General features: G+C 67.5%; 22 protein-coding genes and 2 pseudogenes. 11 read left to right on the top strand and 13 right to left on the bottom strand.

Annotation, left to right across the window (positions count from 1 at the left end):
• Positions 1–361 precede the first annotated feature (361 nt).
• Positions 362–808, bottom strand: a complete 447-nt coding sequence (locus ACFFIC_RS06435) for an IS1595 family transposase (RefSeq protein ID WP_377049342.1) — start codon at positions 806–808, stop codon at positions 362–364.
• Entirely contained in the window at positions 757–1,305 is a 549-nt protein-coding gene (locus ACFFIC_RS06430; protein WP_377049341.1) for a transposase, read from the bottom strand. Before ACFFIC_RS06430 ends, ACFFIC_RS06435 begins: the two co-directional genes overlap by 52 nt.
• A 209-nt stretch (positions 1,306–1,514) precedes the next feature.
• Between ACFFIC_RS06430 and ACFFIC_RS06425 the strand changes: the two genes are divergently transcribed.
• From ACFFIC_RS06425 to ACFFIC_RS06405, 5 genes and pseudogenes are all read left to right on the top strand, one after another.
• Positions 1,515–2,282, top strand: a complete 768-nt coding sequence (locus ACFFIC_RS06425; RefSeq protein WP_377049340.1) for an SDR family oxidoreductase — start codon at positions 1,515–1,517, stop codon at positions 2,280–2,282.
• Positions 2,283–2,291: 9 nt separating this feature from the next.
• Positions 2,292–3,989, top strand: coding sequence for a thiamine pyrophosphate-binding protein (locus ACFFIC_RS06420; protein WP_377049339.1), 1,698 nt, complete (start codon positions 2,292–2,294; stop codon positions 3,987–3,989).
• A gap of 9 nt (positions 3,990–3,998) precedes the next feature.
• On the top strand, positions 3,999–4,418 hold the full coding sequence (locus ACFFIC_RS06415; protein WP_377049338.1) for a VOC family protein: 420 nt from the start codon (positions 3,999–4,001) through the stop codon (positions 4,416–4,418).
• 27 nt (positions 4,419–4,445) lie between these two features.
• The gene (locus tag ACFFIC_RS06410; RefSeq protein WP_377049337.1) at positions 4,446–5,420 is read left to right on the top strand and encodes a Bug family tripartite tricarboxylate transporter substrate binding protein; all 975 of its coding nucleotides are present in this window, start codon (positions 4,446–4,448) and stop codon (positions 5,418–5,420) included.
• Positions 5,421–5,489: 69 nt separating this feature from the next.
• Positions 5,490–5,753, top strand: a pseudogene (locus ACFFIC_RS06405) (IS6 family transposase); the annotation flags it as partial.
• 72 nt (positions 5,754–5,825) lie between these two features.
• On the opposite strand, the pseudogene ACFFIC_RS06400 reads toward ACFFIC_RS06405, so the two are convergent.
• The 11 genes and pseudogenes from ACFFIC_RS06400 to ACFFIC_RS06350 all read right to left on the bottom strand — a co-directional run.
• Positions 5,826–6,041 (bottom strand): annotated as a pseudogene (locus tag ACFFIC_RS06400) (transposase); the annotation flags it as partial.
• A 155-nt stretch (positions 6,042–6,196) separates the two neighbouring features.
• The gene (locus ACFFIC_RS06395; protein WP_377049336.1) at positions 6,197–6,742 is read right to left on the bottom strand and encodes an aspartate/glutamate racemase family protein; all 546 of its coding nucleotides are present in this window, start codon (positions 6,740–6,742) and stop codon (positions 6,197–6,199) included.
• Between the two features lie 100 nt (positions 6,743–6,842).
• Positions 6,843–7,853 carry a Bug family tripartite tricarboxylate transporter substrate binding protein gene (locus tag ACFFIC_RS06390; protein WP_377049335.1) on the bottom strand — a complete coding sequence of 337 codons (1,011 nt, stop codon included), beginning with the start codon at positions 7,851–7,853 and terminating at the stop codon, positions 6,843–6,845.
• Positions 7,850–8,851 (bottom strand): tripartite tricarboxylate transporter substrate-binding protein, encoded by a 1,002-nt coding sequence (locus ACFFIC_RS06385; RefSeq protein WP_377049334.1) that lies wholly within the window; start codon positions 8,849–8,851, stop codon positions 7,850–7,852. Before ACFFIC_RS06385 ends, ACFFIC_RS06390 begins: the two co-directional genes overlap by 4 nt.
• A 55-nt stretch (positions 8,852–8,906) precedes the next feature.
• Positions 8,907–9,689: an alpha/beta fold hydrolase gene (locus tag ACFFIC_RS06380; RefSeq protein WP_377049333.1), complete on the bottom strand. Its 783-nt coding sequence runs from the start codon at positions 9,687–9,689 to the stop codon at positions 8,907–8,909.
• 6 nt (positions 9,690–9,695) lie between these two features.
• Positions 9,696–10,835 (bottom strand): FAD-dependent oxidoreductase, encoded by a 1,140-nt coding sequence (locus tag ACFFIC_RS06375; protein WP_377049332.1) that lies wholly within the window; start codon positions 10,833–10,835, stop codon positions 9,696–9,698.
• Positions 10,828–11,670 (bottom strand): DODA-type extradiol aromatic ring-opening family dioxygenase, encoded by an 843-nt coding sequence (locus ACFFIC_RS06370; RefSeq protein ID WP_377049331.1) that lies wholly within the window; start codon positions 11,668–11,670, stop codon positions 10,828–10,830. The genes ACFFIC_RS06375 and ACFFIC_RS06370 overlap by 8 nt, the downstream gene beginning before the upstream one ends.
• Positions 11,658–11,969 (bottom strand): hypothetical protein, encoded by a 312-nt coding sequence (locus ACFFIC_RS06365; protein WP_377049330.1) that lies wholly within the window; start codon positions 11,967–11,969, stop codon positions 11,658–11,660. Before ACFFIC_RS06365 ends, ACFFIC_RS06370 begins: the two co-directional genes overlap by 13 nt.
• The gene (locus ACFFIC_RS06360) at positions 11,966–13,123 is read right to left on the bottom strand and encodes an alpha/beta hydrolase family protein (RefSeq protein ID WP_377049329.1); all 1,158 of its coding nucleotides are present in this window, start codon (positions 13,121–13,123) and stop codon (positions 11,966–11,968) included. Before ACFFIC_RS06360 ends, ACFFIC_RS06365 begins: the two co-directional genes overlap by 4 nt.
• Before the next feature lie 327 nt (positions 13,124–13,450).
• The gene (locus ACFFIC_RS06355) at positions 13,451–14,116 is read right to left on the bottom strand and encodes a TetR/AcrR family transcriptional regulator (protein ID WP_377049328.1); all 666 of its coding nucleotides are present in this window, start codon (positions 14,114–14,116) and stop codon (positions 13,451–13,453) included.
• Positions 14,117–14,162: 46 nt separating this feature from the next.
• The gene (locus tag ACFFIC_RS06350; protein WP_377049327.1) at positions 14,163–15,071 is read right to left on the bottom strand and encodes a LysR family transcriptional regulator; all 909 of its coding nucleotides are present in this window, start codon (positions 15,069–15,071) and stop codon (positions 14,163–14,165) included.
• Between the two features lie 96 nt (positions 15,072–15,167).
• On the opposite strand from ACFFIC_RS06350, the gene ACFFIC_RS06345 reads away from it, so the two are divergent.
• The 6 genes from ACFFIC_RS06345 (at position 15,168) to ACFFIC_RS06320 (ending at position 20,160) form a co-directional block, all read left to right on the top strand.
• Complete coding sequence (locus ACFFIC_RS06345; protein WP_377049326.1) at positions 15,168–16,055, top strand: amidohydrolase family protein; 888 nt, start codon at positions 15,168–15,170, stop codon at positions 16,053–16,055.
• Complete coding sequence (locus ACFFIC_RS06340; protein WP_377049325.1) at positions 16,052–17,017, top strand: tripartite tricarboxylate transporter substrate binding protein; 966 nt, start codon at positions 16,052–16,054, stop codon at positions 17,015–17,017. Before ACFFIC_RS06345 ends, ACFFIC_RS06340 begins: the two co-directional genes overlap by 4 nt.
• Positions 17,018–17,028: 11 nt before the next feature.
• Positions 17,029–17,607, top strand: coding sequence for a cupin domain-containing protein (locus ACFFIC_RS06335; protein ID WP_377049324.1), 579 nt, complete (start codon positions 17,029–17,031; stop codon positions 17,605–17,607).
• Between the two features lie 63 nt (positions 17,608–17,670).
• Positions 17,671–18,675 carry a tripartite tricarboxylate transporter substrate binding protein gene (locus ACFFIC_RS06330; RefSeq protein ID WP_377049323.1) on the top strand — a complete coding sequence of 335 codons (1,005 nt, stop codon included), beginning with the start codon at positions 17,671–17,673 and terminating at the stop codon, positions 18,673–18,675.
• Between the two features lie 10 nt (positions 18,676–18,685).
• A complete protein-coding gene (locus ACFFIC_RS06325; RefSeq protein WP_377049322.1) occupies positions 18,686–19,495 on the top strand; it encodes an enoyl-CoA hydratase/isomerase family protein in 810 nt (269 codons plus the stop codon).
• A 116-nt stretch (positions 19,496–19,611) separates the two neighbouring features.
• The gene (locus tag ACFFIC_RS06320) at positions 19,612–20,160 is read left to right on the top strand and encodes a transposase (RefSeq protein ID WP_377049321.1); all 549 of its coding nucleotides are present in this window, start codon (positions 19,612–19,614) and stop codon (positions 20,158–20,160) included.
• Positions 20,161–20,617: the final 457 nt, after the last annotated feature.

The raw sequence follows: 20,617 nt of genomic DNA, 5'->3' as shown, positions 1-20,617 counted from the left end.
CAGCCAGCGTGGGACTGAGTAGCATGAATCGGCTTGCAAGCGCGGTGAGCCTCGGAAGCATCCGCGATCACGCGACGCGCACATAAGTCTGGGCGTTCGAGATCAAACACACGGTTCAGCACACCGATAGGGACAGCCATCTCGGTCGTACGGCGCTCGTCGGTACACGACGCAGCGCGCCCCCTATAACGCGCTTGAACCTGCGGTCTGATCCAGCGCAAGAGCGCGGCCTGAACGAAAAGCGGGTGGCGCATTATGAGGATGTATGCCTCACCCGCCGGCCACTCTGCGCCAGGCGGCCAGCGGGCACCACTCACCTATTGTTCATGGCTCTTGTCGGCTTCCGGGGTGATGGAGCGCCTCACCTGACCAGGGTAGCGACAAGGGCGCTGAGCAGGGCCTTTCCACGCCGGCGCGCGTTGTGCACGAACTCGAAGAAGCCGAGATACAGCGGCAGCTTGTCCTTTGAGGTACCGCGGTGTGGACGCAGCCAGGAGCGGAGCAGTGACCAGACGCCCTCCATCGTGTTGACGTGGACCTCGCAGAAGCCGTCACCATCCTCGTCGCGGGCATACTCGCCGCGGCTGTGGCAGACCGTCTTGTGCCGGTACCCCCAGGCCGGTCGGCGCGCGTAGATGTCGTACTCGTCCGTGTGGATCAGGCTGCCCTTAACGATGGTTGCCATGATGACCGGCTGGATTGTCCTCTGCCGCACGTTGGCAAGCATGCGCATCACGACCTGGCCACCGCGCTGGATCAGACCAAGGATCGGCGGCTTGTCCTTCTCCATCGTCCCGCGGCCCGGCATACCTGCCAGCTTGCGGCATCGTCCCAAACGCCCCTTTTTGCGACTTCGCCCGGCTGTCCTTTGTGCCCGGCCACCACGTAGACTTCGTCGATCTCCGCGTCACCCGACAGGCTCACCACAGGTGCCTTCGCGACAAGGCCGTTGCGCAGCTGCTCGGTCATGACCTGGACGTCCGGAGCATTCAGGCCCAGCTCCGCGGCGATCTGCCGGTTCGATAGGTTCAGCCCCTTAAAGTACAGGCACAGCACCCAAACCCGAAGCGGCTGGTGATGCCCGGCCAGCCCTGTCCCGGTGAGGTCGTCGAAGCGCGACGCGCAGGCTTGGCAGCGATACCTTTGCCGATGCGGCTGGGTGTCGTCATGCCCGTTCCGAACCACCGCATCAGCGCCGCATCCGGGGCAGCGGATGCCATCCGGCCAGCAGTGCTGGCGCACCATGGCGAAGCACTTCGCATCATCGAGCAGGCACGCGAGGTTGACCGGGCCCACCGAGGCCATGGTGACGAAAGTCCCTCGTGTTCACCGGTTAGCGCCGACCGTTTACGGCCGCCATCATACCCAAATTGGCGCCGCCAGCCTCCATCACCCCGGATGCCGACAAGAGCCTCTACGGTAACGTTGACGGATTTGCTCGCACAGCCATAGGCTGGCCAACAGATGTTCGCACGAGCGCATCGTCCGATGTTCCGATGAGAGGCGGGGAAAAATTGACCGCAGAGGGTTCCGTCGTGCCGCAGGGCGCGCTCGTGGTGACTGGTGGTGGCCGTGGGATCGGTTCGCGCATCGCTGTGCAGGCGGCCCGTGCAGGGATGCCCGTCGCTTTTTTCTACCTGAACCGTGGCGCAGAGGCCGAAGCTACCCTCTCGGAGATCCGGGCTACAGGAGTTGAGGGCCTTGCGATCCGGGCCGACGTTTCGATCGAATCTGACATCCTCTCGGCCTTTGCGGAGGTCGACCGCGTTTTCGGAGGCGTGCGTGCCCTGGTGAACAATGCAGCCACCAATGGCGGGCGTGCCCGTCTGCGCGACTTGCGCCAGGACCAGCTGGAGCGAACGTTCCGCACCAATGTCTTCGGTTCCTTCCTGTGTTCGAGAGAAGCGACGCGTCGAATGTCTACGCAGCGCAGTGGTCAGGGCGGTGCCATCGTAAACATCTCCTCTGGCGCGACGCGGACGGGCTCCGCTGATGTTTGGGTCCACTACGCAGCGTCCAAAGGCGCGATCGAAACCATGACGCTCGGCCTCTCTCGCGAACTCGCGTCAGAGGGGATTCGCGTCAACGCGGTCCGCTGCGGCATCATCGACACCGAGGTTCACAAGGGTCATGGCGAAGACCGGGTCAAAGACCTGCTCGCGCGCGTGCCCATGGCCCGCATGGGCACGCCGGACGAGGTTGCGGCGGCAGTCAGTTGGCTGCTGTCGCCTGCTGCGTCCTACGTCACTGGTACGACCATCGACGTCATGGGTGGACTCTAGGAGGCTCGAATGCTTATCACCGGCGCCGAGCTGATTGCGCGATGCCTCATCACCAACGGCATCACGCATGCGTTCAATGTCCCGGGCGTCGGCATCCATCCGCTGCTCGACGCACTGAAGCGCCATCACGGCAGCATACGCTACCTGACTGGGCCAAGCGAGACGGCAGTAGGGCTGATGGCAGACGGCTTCGGGCGCGCGACGGGCCGTCCCGCCTTCGTCAATCTTTACCATGCCTCGGGCACGGCGCTGGCCTTCATGGGCTTGACCACGGCCTGGGCGGATCGAAGCCCGATGCTGTTCACCACGACCACTGGCAGTCGCCGGCTCGAGCGCCGTGATCAGTACGCAACGGTGCCCGGTGACATCACCGAAGCAACGCGCCAGTTCACAAAGTGGAGCTGGGAGGTGCCGATGGCTGAACGCATACCCGAGGCGATCGCCCGCGCCACCCTGATTGCCTCCACGCCACCGATGGGACCCGTCCACCTTGCCTTTCCGATGGACCTCTACACCGAGGAGGTAGACGAAGAGGTGGTGGCCGCCTTGGCGCCGATGGCCCGGCCGGACCGGCTAAGGCTGTTCCGAGAGGCGCCTGCTGATCCCGCCGGCATCGCTGCGGCCGTAGGCCTCCTCCGCGAGGCCCGCCGCCCTCTTCTCGTCGCGGGCGGCGACGTCACACAGCTGCGCGCTGTGCCAGCCCTGGTCGCGCTGGCGGAAGCGCTTAGCGCACCGGTGATGTCTGAACCTTATGTTGCCTATCTAGGCTTTCCGAACGACCACCCGCTCTACGCTGGCCGCTTCTCACCGGCCTCGCCAGTGGTGCAGGAGGCCGACGTTGTGCTTGTGGCGGGTGCCGAATTCACAGCCTCGACGCCCACATCGACGCTTCCGCCCGAGACCGCAAAGGTGATCTTCCTCTCGCCCGATCTTCTCGACTTTGGGAAGCAGATCTGGGCGGATGTCGGCTTGCTCGGCCATCCGGCGGCCACGTTACGCGCGCTAGCCGAATCCCTGGCGGCGGACGGACGGAGCCCTGAGCGCCTGTCCTGGGCGGCGGAGCACGGCAGTGCGCGCCAAGTCCGCCTGGGCAAAGTCGCTCGGCAAGGACGGGAGGAAACGCCAGTCCGCGTGCCGCGGCTGATCGACGAGGTGCAAGCGGCTTTTGGCGATGACGCCATTCTTGTGGACCATTCGACAACCGGCACGGCGTATATGCTTGATCTCTGCCGGCTTGGCGATCCATCGCGCTACTTCGGCATCTCCGCCCGCGCGAGCGCGCAGGGTTGGGGCCTACCGGCTGCCATCGGCATCCAGCTAGCGGTCCCGGACCGGCGCGTCGTCGTCGTCGTCGGCGACGGCGGCTTCATGTTCACCGGCAACAGCCTTCACGCCGCGGCGCTGTGGAAGGCGCCAGTGGTGGTGATCGTCTTGCGCAATGGCGGTTGGCACGACGTTGCGCAAGGCGCGCGCGCCAACCGCGGCTGGACGGAGGCGGAGCTCTCGTCGTTCGGGTGGCTCGCGGATCCGCCAGTGGACTATGTCGGCTTTGCGCGAAGCCTCGGCGTGGCGGGCCTGCGTGTCGAGAGGGTCGAAGATCTGGCGCCGGCTCTGCAGGCGGCCCGGGATGCCGCCTGCCCGATGTTGATAGAGGTGAACACTGATCCCGGCGCCGTTGACTACTATATCGATTGGACTCGGCGCTAGGCGACGGCCATGCTGACCTTCGACCACGTCCATCTGATCAGCGCGGACCCGCGCCGCTCGGCGGCTTGGTATGCGGAGATTTTGGGCGGGCGCATCCTCAGTGAGATCGAGATGCTCGGAGCGCTGCAGGTCTACGTGGCCGTAGCCGGCGGATTGGTCATCTTGCGCGGTGTGCGCCCCGGCGATGCTCCCGGACAGGCAAGCTCCCGTGGCACGGTGGACCATTTCGCCTTGCGCGTAGGCACACATTTTGAGGCTTTCTGCCGCAGCCTTGCGGCGAAAGGCGTGAGGTTCTCCATGCCGCCACAAAGCATCAATCCTACCACCTCGGCTGCCTTTATAGAGGCCCCTGACGGCCTCCGGATTGAGCTGATCCATCGTACCGACTGGCCCGACCTGCGGGAGTTCGGCCTAACGTCCGACGGCTGAGGAGCCGCGAAAGACAGGGATGCAGCCATGAACATCACACGGCGCGGAATCATTGGAACGTTAGGGGGAACGGCCCTCCCTGGACTGGCTGTCGCCCAAGCCTCATTTCCGTCGAGGCCGGTTCGCCTCGTGGTCCCGTTCCCGCCCGCTGGCGGTGCAGACATCCTCGCGCGGCTGGTAGTCGGCCGCGTGGCGCAGGCCCTCGGACAGCCCATTGTCGTCGACAACCGGCCGGGCGCGGGAGGCAACATTGGGGCCGGCGAAGTCGCGCGGGCCGCACCAGATGGCTACACCTTGCTCTACGGGCATAATGGCACCCACGGCATCAATCACGCTATTTACCGCAACCCCGGCTTCGATCCGATCCGCGATTTCGTCCCGGTCGCACGACTAAGCTCGATTCCGCTCATGCTGGTTGTAAATTCCTCACAGCCGGCGACTAACCTGGCGGAGTGGATCGCGTTTGTGCGGACGCATCCTGGAGAAGTCTCCTTCGCATCTGCAGGCAACGGCGTGAGTTCGCATCTGGCTGGCGTCATGTTCCGCAATGCGACCGGTACAGAGATGACGCATGTTCCCTATCGGGGCGCCGCGCCGGCGTTGACGGCGCTACTCGCCGGCCAAGTCCAAATGTTCATTGACCTCGTTGTGACAGTGTATCCTCAAGTCCAGGCAGGCCGCCTCAAGGCGTTCGGTGTCACCACCTCCACACGGATGCCTTCTGCGCCCGAGGTACCCACTCTTGCCGAGGCAGGCCTGCCGGGTTTCGAGTTGCAGGCGTGGGACGGCATCTTTGCGCCGCTGGGCACACCGGCCGAGCGAGTTCGCACGCTGAACGCGGCGTTCAATGCGGCATTAGAGGCCACGGACGTCCGTGATACGCTCATCCAGCGTGGCGCCGTACCACAATCAGGTAGCGCCGCCGACTTCGCCGCGCACGTTGCTCGCGAATTGCCATTCTGGGTTGCACTTGCGCGCGAGGCGGGGGCCGGAGCGGATTGATGGCTAAGACGGGCATTGACACGTTGTTCAACTCTGGCTGAAACGGAATGGTCGGGTGAAGCTGGCGGGATGCCTTCCGAGCCCACCACCTACCCCGGCTACCGCTTCCCGGCCGAGGTCATCCAGCATGCTGTCTGGCTCTACCACCTGTTCAGCCTGAGCCTGCGCGACATCGAGCTGATCCTGGCCGAGCGAGGCATAGTGGTCAGCTACGAGAGTATCCGTCGCTGGTGGCTCCGCTTCGGCGCGGAGTTCGCGGCCAAGCTGCGCAAGCGGCGGCCAAGACCGGGCGACACTTGGCACATGGATGAGGTGTACCTGAGGATCAACGGCGAGCTCCTTTATCTCTAGCAGCCTGTCGGCTTTGCGTCTGCGGTTGAGGCTGTCTGACGCGGAGAGGCTTGATCACGCCTGCCGCAGGCGGTGCAGCCTGCGGCAGTTGTAGGCGAGTGCGATCAGAGTCCACTCGCTGGTGACCTTGGCGAGCCCGCGGAGGTGGAAACGAGTGAAGCCGAGCGCCGCCTTGATGATGCCGAAGACGGGTTCGACGGTCTGCTTGCGGCGGGCGTAAAGGGCTTTGGCATCTTCTAAAATGGTGGTGCGAGGCACCTGCCTGGGCGGCCGGATAACGGGCCTGGGGGCGCCGGCGGGATTGGCCGCCGATTTAAGTCACCCTTCGATTTGGTGCGTACCCAAAGTAAGCAGGCACTCCTCTGACTATGGTCACCGGTACACTTCCTTCACGACGGCTGAGCTAGCCGTCGTGAAGGAGGCTCTCAACCGTTGAGGAGCCGACGAAGTTTGCGAACGGCGCTATCAGGTGTCGTAAGTACGGGACGGCCTGTCCGGTCCGCCACGGCTCCTGCTGCAGATGAGAGGGAGAACTGGGCCAGGGCAATCACGTCGCAGGAGGAGAGCTCCACTGCGGCCTCGGCGACAAGCCTGTCGTGCTCGGAGGCATCACCCCGGTCAAGCGCGTGGAGCGCTCCCTCCGCCAGCTTCATCTCCAAGGTCGTGCCGGTCGGAAATTCCCCCGGCATGGAGGCGAGCGTCGGCGCGAAGCTCGCTAACAGCCCAATGCGCTGGCCGAGGGCCACGGCCTCTTCAATCATAGCCTCGTTCGGCTTGAGAACCGGCATGGGTGCGAGCGCGGCTGCCACGGCCTCGATACAGGGCCCGAAGGCGGAGCAGGTGAAGAGGATGGCGTTCGCGCCCGTCCCCACAGCATACCGCGCCAGAGACAGGAAACGTTCCGTCATGACGGGCGTCAGCCTTCCCTCGCTCGCGAGATCGGCGGAAAGGCTGTCGTCCAGCAGGTTCATCAGCCGCGCCTCGGGCCAGAGACGTGCGAAGGACGCCTCCACCGGGAGCGGAGAGTGCCGCAGGGCGTGAATGAGAGCGATACGAATGAGAGCTTTCTCCTCAATCGGCGCGGATGTTCGCTCGCCGCGCGACCTCGCCCCACTTGCGAACCTCATCCTCCACGAAGGCGGCGAAGCCTGCCGGATCGAAAGGGGTGAAGGTGAGCCCGAGCTCCTCATAGCGGCGGACCACCGCGGGATCGTTCAGGACGCGCAACACCTCCTCGTTCAGGCGTCGTACGATCGTCCCCGGCGTGCCGGCCGGCGCGAAGAGGCCGCTCCAGGAGAGGCTCACGAAGCCGGGCAGGGTTTCCGCGATGGTCGGAACCTCCGGCGCCTGCGGGAGGCGTTCCGGGCTGCCGACGCCGAGGACGCGGACGCGGCCCTCCCGTGCCGTCGGCCAGAGAGGCGCAAAGTTGTCGAAGGCGACGGACAGGTTGCCCGAGAGGAGGTCGCTCAGGAGCTGGGCGCTGCCACGATACGGGACGTGGACCGCGCCGGCCCCGATCGTCTGGGCAAGAAGCTCGCCGGCGAGGTGGGCCGAGGTGCCGATCCCCGGCGAGCCGTAGGCAATCCCGCCGGGCCGCGCGCGCATCGCCGCGACGAGGTCCGCGACACTTTTCTCCGGGGCGGCGACGCCAACGACGAGCGCGTTCGCCTGGCTGCCCAGCAAGGCCACGGGCGCGAAGTCCCGCAGGATGTCGTAGGGCAGGCGCGGGTAGACGGCGGCATTGATCGCGTGGCTGGAGATCGTGCCGATGCACCAAGTATAGCCGTCGGCCGGGGCCTTCGCGCAGGCCTCGGCCCCGATGTTGCCGCCCGCGCCTGAGCGGTTGTCGACGACGAGGGGCTGGCCCAGCGATGCCGAGAGCAGGGGCGAGACAAGGCGGGCCATGATGTCGCTCGTCCCGCCGGCCGCGAAGGGCACGATGATCCGGATCGGCCGGCGCGGCCAGTCCTCCTGCGCCGCAGCAGGGGGCGCGACCGCGATCCCGCCGGCCGCCAGCACCGCCGCGAGCGCGGGCATCAACCTGCGGGTTCGGTGCGGGATGGTCATGGTGACGCGCGTCATTCCGCGGAAATCCCGCCCGTGCGGATCACCGCGGCCCAGCGGGCGATCTCCGCGGCGAAGAGAGCGCGCAGCCGCTCCGGCGGGCCGCCGAGCGACGTCATGCCCTGAGCGGCGAGCGGCTGGGTCATCGCGGGAAGCACGGCGTTGACGGCCTCGTTCAGGCGCAGGACCGTGTCGGGCGGCGTGGCGCCGGGTGCGAAAAGGCCGTACCAGTCGCTCATCAGCATGTCGGGCACGCCGGCCTCGGCGGTGGTGGGCACGGCGGGAAGCTCGGGCAGGCGCGCTTCCGTCGCCACGGCCAGAACGCGCACGCGGCCGTCCCGCGACAGCTCCACCGCCTGGGGGGCGGGAAGGAACATGAGGCTGACGGTCCCGTTCAGGATGTCCGCCACCGCGCCCCCGGCAGCCCGGTACGGCACGTGCTCGATCTGGATGCCTGTGCGCTGCCTCAACATCTCCGTCGCGACGTGGTGCGGCGTGCCCACCCCGGGGGTGGCGTAGTTGACGCGCCCGGGGTTGGCCCGGGCGCGCGCCACCACTTCGGGCAGCGTCGCGCCGGCCGCGGGGTGCGCGATGATGGCGAAGGGCACAGAGGCGAGCAATACGACCGGCGCAAAGCTACCGACAGGATCGTAGGGAAGGCTGCGGAAGAGCGAGACGTTCATCGCCGCCGTGCCGGTGGCGATCAGCAGCGTCTGGCCGTCGGGCGCGGCGCGCGCCACGGCGGCGGCGCCGATGGTGCCGCTCGCGCCCGGGCGGTTGTCCACCACGAAGGGCTGTGCCCGCTGACGCTGCAGCGCCTCCGCCAGCATCCGTGCTACGAGGTCGGGCGGCGTGCCTGGGCCAAAAGGCGCGATGATCGTGACGGGCCGCGTTGACGAGCCCCCATTCGGGCCCTGGGCGCGCGCCGCGGCGGGCAGCAGCAGGGCGGCGCCGAGGGCCCGCCGGGTGAGTTGCGCCACGCATCCGGGCGGCCGGTCCGTCAGGATGTCTCTCATGGTTTTCGTTCCCTCTCGTTGACGGCGCAGTGCCTCCAGGCCCACGCCTTCGGCACTACTCTCCGGCCCGCGCGATGGTCTCGCGCAGGAGGGCCGTGACAACCTCGGCCCGGCCGAACAGGGGGATGTGCGCCGCCCCCTCGATCACCCGCAGGACCGATCCCGCGATGGCACCGGCCAGTGCCTCCGCCGCCGTGCGCGGCGTCGCCTGGTCGAACTCGCCGACCGCGACCGTGGCGGGCGCGCGGATCGCGGCGGCATCGGCGCGGCAATCCGCCATTGCCAGAGCCTCGCAGGCCGCGGCGTAGCCCTCGGGCGGGGTGCGCCCGAGCATCGTCCGCAGAGCGCGGCCGCCCGGCGTCCCGCGCTCTGGAGCGGGCATCCATCGCTCCATGATCCCGTCAGCCAGGGCGTCCAGCCCCTCGGCCCGTGCTTGCGCGGCCCGGTCTCGCCACATCGGCGGGTTCAGGCTCACAACGTTGGAGTCGAGGAGGGTCAGGCTGCGGACGGCACTACCCCGCTGCCCTGCGAGGCGCTGCGCAACGAGCCCACCGAGGGAGATACCGGCGAGGTGGAAGGCCTCGACGCCGAGGTGATCGAGCACGGCGCCGACATCCTCGGCCAGACGCTCCACCGTGACCGCCCTCTGCGAGATCTCGCTCAGCCCGTGGCCGCGGAAGTCCGGACAAATCACGAAGTGCGCCCTGGCGAGGGCCTGGGTCTGCATTGCCCAGGCCGCTCCGCAGGTGCCGAGCGAGTGGAGGAGAACAACGGCCGACCGTGCCTCGTCGCCGTGCAGCGCGGCGTGGAGGATGTGGTCATCGATGAGGGCGAGCATGGCCGCTTAGAATTCCTGGTTGAGGACGGCCAAGGCCTGGCGGAGAACGGCGGTCTGGTCCTCCAGAGGGGAGCAGGTGCGCTCCAGCCGGCCGATCTCCAGCGAGGCGTCCACGACGAGGCGGCAGCGCTCGTGACGCCGCCTCATGAAGCGGCCAAGGCCCTCGGCAATTTCCACCCCGCTGGTCAGCTCTTCGCCCAGCACGAGCGCGTCCTCGATCCCCATGCCGGCGCCCGAGGCGAGCTGGGGCGTGGTGGCGTGGGCGGCGTCGCCGATCAAGACGAGCCGGCCGCGGACCCACTCGCCTTCCAGGAAGACGGTCTCCAGCGGACGGCAGACAATCTCGGCGTCGGGGCCAAGGCCATCCCGCACCTCCTGCAGCACCCCACCAAAGCCTTCCAGCAGCTGGGCGAGAAGGTGGTGCTGTCCCTCCTCGGGGCGGCGCAGGGGTTCGGGCTGCGGCTCCAAGAGGAACATGTACATCCGGTCCGGCGCGACCGGGTTCAGCCCGACCTTGACGGGCCCGCCGAGGAAGAAGGTGCGGCGCTCGATGGCCGGATGCCGCGCGGTCATCAGGCGCCAGCATAGCTGGCCAGCGTAGCGCGGCGACGGCGTCTCCGGAAAGAAGCGCCGGCGGAGCTGCGAGTAGATGCCGTCTGCCCCGACAACAAGGTCGTAACGCGCCGTCCGGCCGTCGCTAAACTGGGCCGTGGCGCCGTCCTCCGTCACCTCCAGCGCCTCAACAGTGACGCCGAGCAACAGCTCCGGCTCCAGCGCCAGGACGTGGCGCGAGAGGATGCGGTGCAGCACCGGGCGCAGGATGCCGCCCGCACTGGGGATACCGTCCAGCGCGCCGTCGCGTGTGTCCACCTCGAATAGGAGGCGCCCGTCGGCCCCGCAGATGTCGATGCCGTCAGCGGCGTAGCCCTGCTCCAGCACCTCCGGCAGAATGCCGAGCCGACCCATCGCCCTCAGCGTCGGGCCGGTGATGGTGATGCCGGCACCGTAGACCCGCCATTCCGGATCGCGCTCGCATAGGGTCACGGCGAAGCCGGCGCGGTGGAGCGCGATCGTGGCGGACATGCCCGCGATCCCGCCACCGATGACGAGGGCCCGACGGTATCCAGCATCCGGCGCCTCAACCATCGACGGAGGCCTCGCTCCCGGAGAAGCATCCGATCCCGATGCCCGTGTACCAGTCGTTGACCGCGCGGTAGTAGGTGCGGGTGAAGGGTAGCCCGTCGGCCGCGCCCATCGCCGCCATCCACATGCGGATCTCCTCAGCGCCGTTGCCGGCGGTGTGCACCTGCTCGGTCGCGTGGCGCAGCACGGCCTCCGTGTCGCCCGCTTCCATCAGGCGGAGGAGCATCTCGTCGAAGTCACGGTTCACCATGCCCATGCGCGGTGTGGCGATATCGTGGCTGATGCCGCCCGTGGCGAGGATTGCCACGCGCTCCACCCCCACGTAGGCGCGGATGGCGCGGCTGAGGAAGCGGCCGAAGCTGTGGCAGCGGCGCATCGTCGGCATTGGCGGCTGCACGCAGTTGAAGAGAACCGGCACGATGGGCAGGTCGGGGTCGAGTCCAGCTAGCTCCAGCGGCGTCAGAGACCCGTGGTCGAGCACCATCTCCATCGAGAAGGCCGGATCGAAATCGGCCTCCAGCGCCGCCTGCAGCAGGTAGGCGCCGAAGGCTTGGTCGCCCGCAAAGGTGCGGCGCGTCGCCTTTAGCCAGTGCTCGATCGGGCTCTCGTAGCTCTCGCCGGTACCGATGCAAAGGGCGGGAAAGTTGTCGAGGAAGAAGTTGTGCAGGTGATCGTTAGAGAGCACGACCAGGACGTCCGGCCGCCCTGCCGCGAAGTCGCGCCCCATCGCCTCGTAGGCGCCGAAGATCTCGCCACGCAGCTCCGCCGGAATGCGGTCAGGGAAGTTCAGCATCACCGGCGTGTGGCTCGCGCAGTAGATGCCTGTCAGCTGAGCCACTTGTCGTCTCCTTCCTTCATGAGGCTCCGGAGCGCTGCGAGGGAAACGTCTTCGGGGATGCGGACCCCAATGCAGTGCGCCCGCAGCAGGTACGGGTTGACGCCGGCCTCGTAGAGCCCGGCAACGTCGTTGCCGCTGATCTTGGCCGCCATGTCCGGCGTCAGCCGGAAGCGCGCGAGGTAAGCCGCCTTGTCGGCGTTGTAGGCGGCGAGGTCCTCCGCGTTGTGGTGCAGCTGGTACAAGACCTTGTCGAGGAGGTAGGCCTCCGTCGTCGGCATCATCTGGCGCCAGTTGCTCACGGGCGGCCTCCTTCCTGCACCGTTAACCGTTTCCCGATCCAGGCGACGATGGTCGGCACAGTGTGCGGCCCGAAGCCCATGTGCCCGCCCGGGAAGAGACGGACCGTCTTCGGGCTGCCGTGCTCGAGCAGGAGGTGGATGTCGGCGATCGGGCACTGCCGGTCCTCCTTGCCGTTGACCAGCAAAAGGGGGGCGCAGGGACGCGAAAGGAGACCCTGGTCGAGCAGCGACAGAACGCGGAACCCTTCCACATAGGCGGCGTCGTCCGCCGCGCCGAGCATGCGGCTGCGCGTCTCCACCAGCTCCATCAGGTAGCTGTCGGGGTAGCGGGACTGCTCCACCCAGTCTGGCTGGAACATGTAGTGGACGCCGCCGCCCCAGTTCACCGCACCGCGCAGCACATCGGGCATCTGATGGGCCAGCTTCGTCGCCCAATGCCCGCCGAAGGAGCGCCCGAGGACGACCAGGCGGTCCCCGTCGAGGTCGGGCTGCGCGCGCACCCAGTCGATCACCGGCAGGAACTGGATCTCGCCGTCCTGGCGCGCTTTGATTGGCGACTCTCCGGTTCCGACGTTGTCGAGCGCGACCGTCGCGATCCCCGCCGCCAGAAGCTGGTCGGACAGCTCGGTCATCTCCTCCTTCCAGGCATCGACTCCGCCCCACATGATCACAACCGGCGGGCGCGTGGCGCCGCGCGGCCGGCGCAGGTAGAAGCGGATTGTGTTGGAGAGCGCACCCTCGGCTTGGAAGGGGATTGAGACCGGTACAATCGGTTCGTCGAGGAGCGCTCCGAACTTCACGTAAGCTTCGAGTTCACGGCGATAGCTTCGCTCCTTGGCCGGATGGTTCGGGCAGGGAAAGCGGCCGAGGAAGTAGAAGCCGTATGCCTGGTAGTAGGCGTCGCGGGCTTCTTCCCGTCGGCCGGAGGCATCATGTGCTTCGGCTGCCGCTAAGAAGGCGTCGCCCGTCTCCATCCAGGCCGCAGCCCAGTTCTCGCCGTCCAGGCCTTGCAACGCCTCGATCGTACGCCGCGTCGTGTCGGGTTCTGTTAACCCCAACGGATGCGTCCGCTTCGCTAAGCGGTCCAGCATCCACGCCTTGGCGTTGTCCAGCGATCGCGGTCCGGGCAGTTCCGCCGTTTGCTGCTGTGCCATGGGCTAGGCCTTCCTCCTGTCCCGTCTTTTCTGGCCGCGCACCGGCTGCGCCAGCCCTGGGATCACGCGAAAGCCTTACCAATGGCCTGAAAAATGATCAAGCTCAAAAATAGGTCGGTACACGCGCCTTGCTGCGGATCGTGAACCGAGATTTATGAGAGGTAGGATGACGCCCTAACAGAGGTTTTGGGCTTAGATGCCTGAAATGCTGCAAAGTATCCAGACCTACCCACCCAGCCAGTGGTCAAGCCCGACGTCACGCTCCCACTAGGCTAAGCGAGGAACTCGGGAAAAATTGACCGCGCTTCGTTTTTCGTGCCGCGCCCTTCAAGGCCGCGCCAGGCTCTGCTCGCTCCGGAAGACGTCCGGATGCGGCGAGAGGCCGTTCATCACGACCTGGATCTGGCGGCCGAGATCCTCGAGCGCCGCGTCGATGGAGGTTGTCTCCTCGGCCAGCCAGCGCCGGACATGGACTTGGTAGACGGCAAAAATCGTAGCCGCGACGCACCCGGCTGTCTCCACGGTGTGGATTAGCCGCGCCTCCATAGCACTCGCTACAAGGTCCTCCAGAAGTTGGCCGAGCGAGTCGCGCCGGCGGATGAACCGCTCGGACTGTTTGCCGGTCTGGTAGAAATACATCTCGCGCAGCGCGGCCCGAGAAACCGTGGGGGTCCGGTGGAAGTACTCGTAGTGGATCCTCAGGATGGCGATCAGCGTGTCGTAGAGCGACAGGCCCGCGTTCCGCACATGGCGGGCCACGTCGACGCAGGCCTCCAGATCGTCGTTGACGATAAGGAAGAGCAGGTCTCGTTTCGTCTCGGCGTAAACGAAGACGGTGCCCATACCAACCCCCGCCCGGGCCGCGATCTCGCGTGTCGTCGTATCGTCGTAGCCCCTGGTAGAGAAAAGGTGGAACGCGGCTTCCTTGATGCGCTCCAGCTTGTCCTCCTTGTTGAGCTCGCGCCGGCTTTTGCCGGTGTGGCGTTCCCGCATGCTGTCTCCATCTTGGCCCGACCCCATGGTCGTATCCTGTTCGCCGTCACGCCGCCCCATCCTGCCTTCCATAGGGCCTGAACACGTCTAAGAGGAACCGGAGGAAGGCTCCGACGCGGGGTACCGCGTGGCGGTTGCTGGGGTAAACGACGTAGAGGTCGTCGCTGGGCACCGCTAGGTCCGGCAGAACTGCGCGCAACACGCCGTTTCCAAGCTCCGGCGCCACCAGGATCGAGTTGCACTGCACGACGCCCAGCCCGTCGAGCACGCATCCGCGCAGCGCCACGCCGCTGTTCACGGTCAGCCCGGCGGGCGGCAGGAACCGAACCTCGTCCTCTCCTCTCCGGAACCGCCAGACTCGCCGGCGACCGTCGCGCAGCAGGGTAATGCAGGCGTGCCCGCGGAGCTGCGCTAGATCGGTGGGCTCGGCATGCCGGGCCAAGTAGGCGGGCGTGGCGCAGGTCACGCGCCACGAGCGGGCCAGCCGCCGCGCAACGAGGCGCCCATCCTGCGGCTCGCCGATCCGGATCGCGAGGTCGAACCGCCCCCTGACGAGGTCCGGCGTGCCGTCCTCGTACTCCAGTCGCAGGCTGACGGCCGGGTGAGCGCTCAGGAAGCGGGAGAGGTGGGGCAGCAGGTAGACTTGGCCCATCGCTGCGGGGACGGCAACGCGCAGCTCGCCCGACGCCCTCTCGTGCCGTCCGGCGAGCTGCTGCTCAATCCCATCCATCTCCTCGAGCACCCGGCGGGCGCGCTCGAGGCAGATCTCGCCCTCATCGGTCAGCGCCACGCCGTGCGTCGTGCGGTGTAGCAGGCGCACGCCGAGCGATCCCTCCAGCGCCAGAAGACGCTTCGTGACCGCTGACGGCCCCGAGGAGAGCCGGGCGGCGGCCGCCGTGAAGCTGCCGGCTTCCACGATCTCGACGAAGGTCTTGAGGGCGGTCAGCCGGTCCATGCCGCTCTTTCCGGAAAGGAACAAACGTTGTGCGGTTTCGACTATGGGAGGCGGGAGCGGCGTCGCCTACTGTTCGGGTCAAAGAAAGGCGACGCCATGACACGTCCATGCCTCGGCCCCGACCGGGGCACGCGCCCTCCTCGCTCACCGCCACCGCCGGGTTCCTGCGACGCTCACGTCCACATCTTCGACGACTACGACCGCTATCCGCTCTCCCCCAACCGCTCCTTCACGCCGCCGGAGGCCCCCGTCGGCGATCTGCTGCGGATGCTCGGCGCCCTTGGCATTGAGCGCGCGGTCGTCGTGCACTCCAGCGCCTACGGCACCGACACGCGCGTCTCCGAGGCCGCCGTCCGGAGCGCGCCCGACCGCCTGCGCGGCGTCGCAGTGACGGCGCAGGACACACCCTTCGCCGACCTGGAGCGGCTGGACGCGGCAGGGTTCAGTGGCAGCCGGCTGAGCACCGTGGTCCGGGGCACGCTGGGCTTCGACGCGCTGGAGCCGATCGCCGGGCGGATCAGGCCCTTCGGCTGGCACGTGGCCGTCCACGTCAACCGCTCGGAGGAGCTCGTCGCGCTGGCGCCGCGCCTGCTCGCTACCGGAAACACGATCGTGGTCGACCACGTCGGGCGCGTGCGGGCCGAGGAGGGGGTCGGCTCCGCCGGCTACGCGGCGCTGCTGGAACTGCTGCGGAGCGACCGCTGCTGGGTGAAGCTGTCGGCCCTCCACCGTACCTCTGGGCAGGGGCTTCCGTGGGACGACATGCGGCCGCTGGTCGAGGGCGTGCTGCGGCTCCGGCCGGACCGCGTGGTCTGGGGAACGGACTGGCCGCACGTGAACCAGTATGACGCCATGCAGAACGACGGCGACCTGCTCGACGCGCTCTCGGGCTGGGTGGGGGACGATGCGCTGATGCATCGCATCCTCGTGGAGAACCCGGCCACGCTTTACCGCTTTCCCCTGCCTGGGGAGGACCAATCGTGAGGCGCCGGGCCGCGCTGCTGCTCGCCGGACTGGGGGGACTGTCGGCCGGCGCCCCGGCACTGGCCCAGGACTATCCGGCCCGTCCCGTGACGCTCGTCGTGGGCTTCGCCCCCGGTGGCAACGCCGACCTCGTCGCGCGGCTCGTCGCGCAGCAGCTCGGCGAGATGCTTGGCCAGACGGTCCTCGTCGAGAACCGCGGTGGCGCCGGCGGCCTGCTGGCGAGCGAGAACGTCGCGCGGGCCGCGCCTGACGGGTACCGGCTGCTGCTCGTCAGCGGTGCCTTCCCGACCCAGGCGGCAACGCTCCCCCGCCTGCCCTTCGATCCCGAGCGAGACTTCACGCCGGTCTCGATGCTGGTGTCCTACCCCCTGGTCGTGGTGGTTCCCTCGGCTTCGCCGGTCCAAAGCCTGGACGGACTGCTGCGCGAGGCCCGAAACCGGCCGAGGCAGCTTACCTATCCCTCCCCGGGCAACGGGTCGCTTTTCCACCTCGCCGTCGAGGTGTTTGAGACGCTCGCAGGGATCGAGATGACCCACGTGCCGTTCCGCGGCGGCTCGCAGCAGCTGAACGAGATCCTGGCCGGGCGACTAGACGTGATGTTCGACACCTTCTCAGTCGTCCAGCCGCAGCTTCGGGCCGGGACGCTGCGCGCGCTCGCGGTAACCTCCGCCGCGCGGATGCCTCAGCTGCCGGACGTCCCCGCCGTGGCGGAGACGTTCCCGGGCTACGAGGCCAACTCCTTCCTCGGCGTCGCCGGCCCAGCGGGAATGCTGCCGGCCGTTGTAGGCCGCCTGAACGCGGCCATCCGCCAGGTGCTCGAACAGCCCGGGATACGCGCTCGCCTCGGCGAGCTTGGTGGCGAGCCCGTGGGGGGCACGCCGGGCGAGATGGGGACGCGGATCTCCGCCGAAATCAGCCGGTGGCGGACTGTGGCCCGCGCTCGTGGCATCCAGGCTGAGTAGGGAGGACAAGCATGAGCAGCGGAAAGGTGCGCCGGATTGTGACGGGCCATGACGAGGCCGGCCGGGCAGTGGTGGTGATGGACGGACCGGCACCGTTCCTCCACGAATCTCCGGGACGGCCAGGGTTCTGGTCGAACGACATCTGGCGGACGTCGGAGACGCCAGCTCTGGTCATTCCGCAGCCGGAGGAGCCGACGCTCGGACCCCGCCGACAGCTGCCGGCGGCGGGCGGGAGCGTGATCCGCATTAACCACATCCCGCCCGAGAGCGGGCTGCTCGACGCCGGCGCGATCGCGCGCGAGTTCGCAGCGCTTGGAAATGCGGCGGCCTCGACGCACAGGCGATCGGGCCGGCACCCGATGATGCACCGGACGGAAACGATCGACTATGCCATCGTGCTGTCGGGCGAGATCTACCTTGTGCTGGACACCGGCGAGACGTTGGTGCGCGCCGGCGATGTGGTGGTCCAGTGCGGCACGAATCACGCCTGGAGCAACCGCTCGGGTGCCCCCTGTGTGCTGGCCTTCATCCTCCTTGACGGGCGGTACAACGCGGAGCTTGCGCAAAATATGGCGGAAGCCGGCGCTTAGTCCCGCGGTTGCGGGTCGCACCCCGGCTGCGAGGCCCTGCCGGAATGGGAAGGGAGAATGGCAATGACGCCGAACGAAATGGCGGGGATACAGCCTGTTCGGGAGCGGCAGCCGGTAGCCGTCACGCGAAGGAACCTGTCGGGGCTGCTGGCCAGCCTGGCCGCTGCGCCCGCCGCAGCGCAGCAGCCCTCAGGACGACCCCAGCGGATCGTCGTGCCTTACGGTGCGGGCGGGATCACGGACTCTATCGGCCGAATCGTCGCTGACAGCCTGCGCGATCAGACCGGCCAGGTCTTTATTGTGGAGAACCGGGCTGGGGCCGGTGGGGCACTGGGGGCGGAACTCGCTGCACGTGCCGCGCCCGATGGGCAGCTTCTTCTCGTCACCGAGCTGTCCGCTCTTTCGGTCACGCCGTCACTCGCCCACGTTTCCTACGATCCGGAGAAAGATTTCGCGCCGATTGCCATGATCGCTTTTGGCCCGCTTCTCCTTGCCATGCACCCAGCTGTCTCCATCACCGGGCTGCCCGACCTCGTGGCACAGGCAGGGCGGTTGAACCTTGCTTCCGCCGGGAACGGCAGCATGGGTCACCTTGCGGCGGAGGAGCTGCAACGCCGGCTCGGCACAACTTGGCAGCACGTTCCCTTCCGCAGCGGCAGTGAGGCGATCAACGCCGTGATCGGCCGCCACGTGGATGGCTTCCTCCTGGCCGCCTTCGCCGCCGTTCCTTATGTCGCGGACGGTCGCCTGCGCCCGATCGCCGTCGCGGCCGAGCGCCGCCTCGCGTCAATGCCGAACGTGCCGACCTTCGCGGAACTGGGAACGCCCGATTTCGTCCGCGGCTCCTGGCAGGCTGTTTTTGCGCCCGCCGGGACATCGGCGGAGGTCACACGGGGCTTGGCAGAGCGCCTCCGAACCATTCTCGGCCGAGACGAGGTCCGCCGCCGCTTGGCGGCTTCTGGCGCGGAGGTCGCTTTCATGGATCCCGAGGCGCTTGGCCGCTTCCTACGGGAGGACCGGGCCCGTTGGCAGGCCCTCATCCGTGCCGCGAACATCCAGGTGAATTAGGAGCTGCATTATGACACATCCTGCCCCCTCTGACTGGAGCGCGGCCGGCCTCCTCTACGAGGAGGCAGGAGGCATTGCGACCGTTGCTATTGATCGCGCTACAGACCTGAACCGGCTGGACGTCGCGGCGCTGCGGGCGCTCCAAGCAATTACGGACCACCTCGCGACGCGCACGGATATCCAGGTCTTCGTCATTACAGGAAGCGGATCGAAAATCTTCTCGATGGGTATGCTGAACCCCGAACTACGCGGCAGCCTGAGCAAGGAGGCAGTTCTCGAAATCGTCTTTCTCGCCAACGCGGTGTTCGACGCCATCGAGGCGCTGCCGCAGATTGTCATCGCCAGCATCAACGGCATCCTGCGAGCCGGGGCAGTGGAACTGGCTTTGGCCTGCGACATCCGGCTTGCAGCGCGTCATGCGAACCTCGCAATGCCCGAGGCGCGCTGGGGGGGGTTCCCCGGCGCAGGTGCCCCGGTCCGCCTGCCGCTGACCGTAGGCCGTGCACGGGCAATCGAGCTGATCTGCACGGGTCGAGAGGTCGATGCCGCTGAGATGGAGCGCCTCGGCCTCGTCCAGGCGGTACTAGACGGCGATCAGCTCGCTGTCGCGACACAGGCTATGGCTGCTGCGATCGCGGCCAGCGGGCCGCTCGCCATCCGTGGTGCGAAGCGCATCGTTGCGGCGCGGACAGAGCCCGGCTTCCGCGCCGCGCGAGATCTGTCGGACAGCCTTCGGCGCGCGCTTGAATGGAGCGAGGACGTGGCCGAGGGCATCGCAGCACATCACGAAGGCCGCCCGCCGACCTTCAACGGACGGTAACGTCAGCGCAGCAAGCGGCGTGCGCACTGTGCGTAAATAGGCAAGCGGCAAGGGCATTGGCAAGTTGTTCAACGAGCATCATCAGGGCACCTCGCTCCCTCAGGAGCTTATCCGAAGTGTCCACCATTGCGAGGAAGGGTCAGATACTGCCGGCTGTGTTTTGCCTCGCGCTGCGCCAGACCGAGGGCCTGATCAGATCGATCCTCGACCTGCTCGGCCTTGACCTCGCCGTACCGGATCACTCGACCATGAGCCGCAGGGCGGGCACGCTTGGACTGCCACCGCCGCGTGGCGGGAGGGAACCCGTGCACCTGCTGGTGGACAGCACGGGGTTGAAGCTCTGCGGGCCCGGCGAGTGGCTGATGGAGAAGCACGGAACCCGACGACGCCGGTCGTGGCGCAAACTGCATCTCGCCACTGACGCCGACGCGGGGCGGATCGTCGCCTCGGTGCTGACGGGCCACGATGCCGATGATGGTGGGCAAGTCGGCCCGCGGCTCGAGAGAGTGGACGGACCTGTCGCGTCCTTCACCGCTGATGGAGCTTACGACCGCGACGACGTCCATGCCGGGATTATGGCCTGTCACCTTGAGGCGGAGATCATCGTCCCGGCATCGTCAAGTTGGCGGCACGCCGGCTCGCCCGAGCGGCTCACCCCCGGGTAGGCGGGTGGGATGACTGCCCCCGCCGCCTGCCCCAACTTCGCCGGATACCGCTTCCCAGCCGAGGTCATCAGCCAGTCGGTGTAGCTATATTTCCGCTTCCTTGTCTTCCCATCCTCGGGTCAGAACGGCATCCGCACGTTCTGGGCGTAAGCGCGCGGAGCGAGCCGAGCGCCCTGTGCGCGGCCATCGGCCCGGAGATCGAGACGATCATGGCGGGTGGGGAGGCGACCTGGCATGAGAGCGCAATAGTCCCGGTGTTTCGTCACGGCCGCCGGCTGGAGGCCCGGTGGGATTACGGTCTCAGCCCGATCGATGAGCCCACCGTACCAAGTGGCGTGGGCGGCGTCCTGGCAATCTGCAAGGAGGTCACCGAGGAGCACGCACAGCGCGAGGCACCCCGTACCAGTGAGGCACGGCTGCAAGCCGCGATCCACCTAGCTCGTCGCCCGGCACGGCT

It is taken from the genome of Muricoccus vinaceus (assembly GCF_042433125.1).
Taxonomy (GTDB): Bacteria; Pseudomonadota; Alphaproteobacteria; order Acetobacterales; family Acetobacteraceae; genus Roseomonas; species Roseomonas vinacea.
This window is presented reverse-complemented; position numbering and strand designations above follow the sequence as displayed.

Coding starts and splice junctions, on each gene's coding strand:
- ACFFIC_RS06435 (WP_377049342.1), bottom strand. CDS start 808: ATGCCGGGCCGCGGGACGATGGAGAAGGACAAGCCGCCGATCCTTGGT.
- ACFFIC_RS06355 (WP_377049328.1), bottom strand. CDS start 14,116: ATGCGGGAACGCCACACCGGCAAAAGCCGGCGCGAGCTCAACAAGGAG.
- ACFFIC_RS06330 (WP_377049323.1), top strand. CDS start 17,671: ATGACGCCGAACGAAATGGCGGGGATACAGCCTGTTCGGGAGCGGCAG.
- ACFFIC_RS06380 (WP_377049333.1), bottom strand. CDS start 9,689: ATGCTCGCCCTCATCGATGACCACATCCTCCACGCCGCGCTGCACGGC.
- ACFFIC_RS06345 (WP_377049326.1), top strand. CDS start 15,168: ATGACACGTCCATGCCTCGGCCCCGACCGGGGCACGCGCCCTCCTCGC.
- ACFFIC_RS06335 (WP_377049324.1), top strand. CDS start 17,029: ATGAGCAGCGGAAAGGTGCGCCGGATTGTGACGGGCCATGACGAGGCC.
- ACFFIC_RS06360 (WP_377049329.1), bottom strand. CDS start 13,123: ATGGCACAGCAGCAAACGGCGGAACTGCCCGGACCGCGATCGCTGGAC.
- ACFFIC_RS06375 (WP_377049332.1), bottom strand. CDS start 10,835: ATGGTTGAGGCGCCGGATGCTGGATACCGTCGGGCCCTCGTCATCGGT.
- ACFFIC_RS06350 (WP_377049327.1), bottom strand. CDS start 15,071: ATGGACCGGCTGACCGCCCTCAAGACCTTCGTCGAGATCGTGGAAGCC.
- ACFFIC_RS06410 (WP_377049337.1), top strand. CDS start 4,446: ATGAACATCACACGGCGCGGAATCATTGGAACGTTAGGGGGAACGGCC.
- ACFFIC_RS06385 (WP_377049334.1), bottom strand. CDS start 8,851: ATGAGAGACATCCTGACGGACCGGCCGCCCGGATGCGTGGCGCAACTC.
- ACFFIC_RS06390 (WP_377049335.1), bottom strand. CDS start 7,853: ATGACGCGCGTCACCATGACCATCCCGCACCGAACCCGCAGGTTGATG.
- ACFFIC_RS06415 (WP_377049338.1), top strand. CDS start 3,999: ATGCTGACCTTCGACCACGTCCATCTGATCAGCGCGGACCCGCGCCGC.
- ACFFIC_RS06325 (WP_377049322.1), top strand. CDS start 18,686: ATGACACATCCTGCCCCCTCTGACTGGAGCGCGGCCGGCCTCCTCTAC.
- ACFFIC_RS06420 (WP_377049339.1), top strand. CDS start 2,292: ATGCTTATCACCGGCGCCGAGCTGATTGCGCGATGCCTCATCACCAAC.
- ACFFIC_RS06395 (WP_377049336.1), bottom strand. CDS start 6,742: ATGAACCTGCTGGACGACAGCCTTTCCGCCGATCTCGCGAGCGAGGGA.
- ACFFIC_RS06430 (WP_377049341.1), bottom strand. CDS start 1,305: ATGGCCTCGGTGGGCCCGGTCAACCTCGCGTGCCTGCTCGATGATGCG.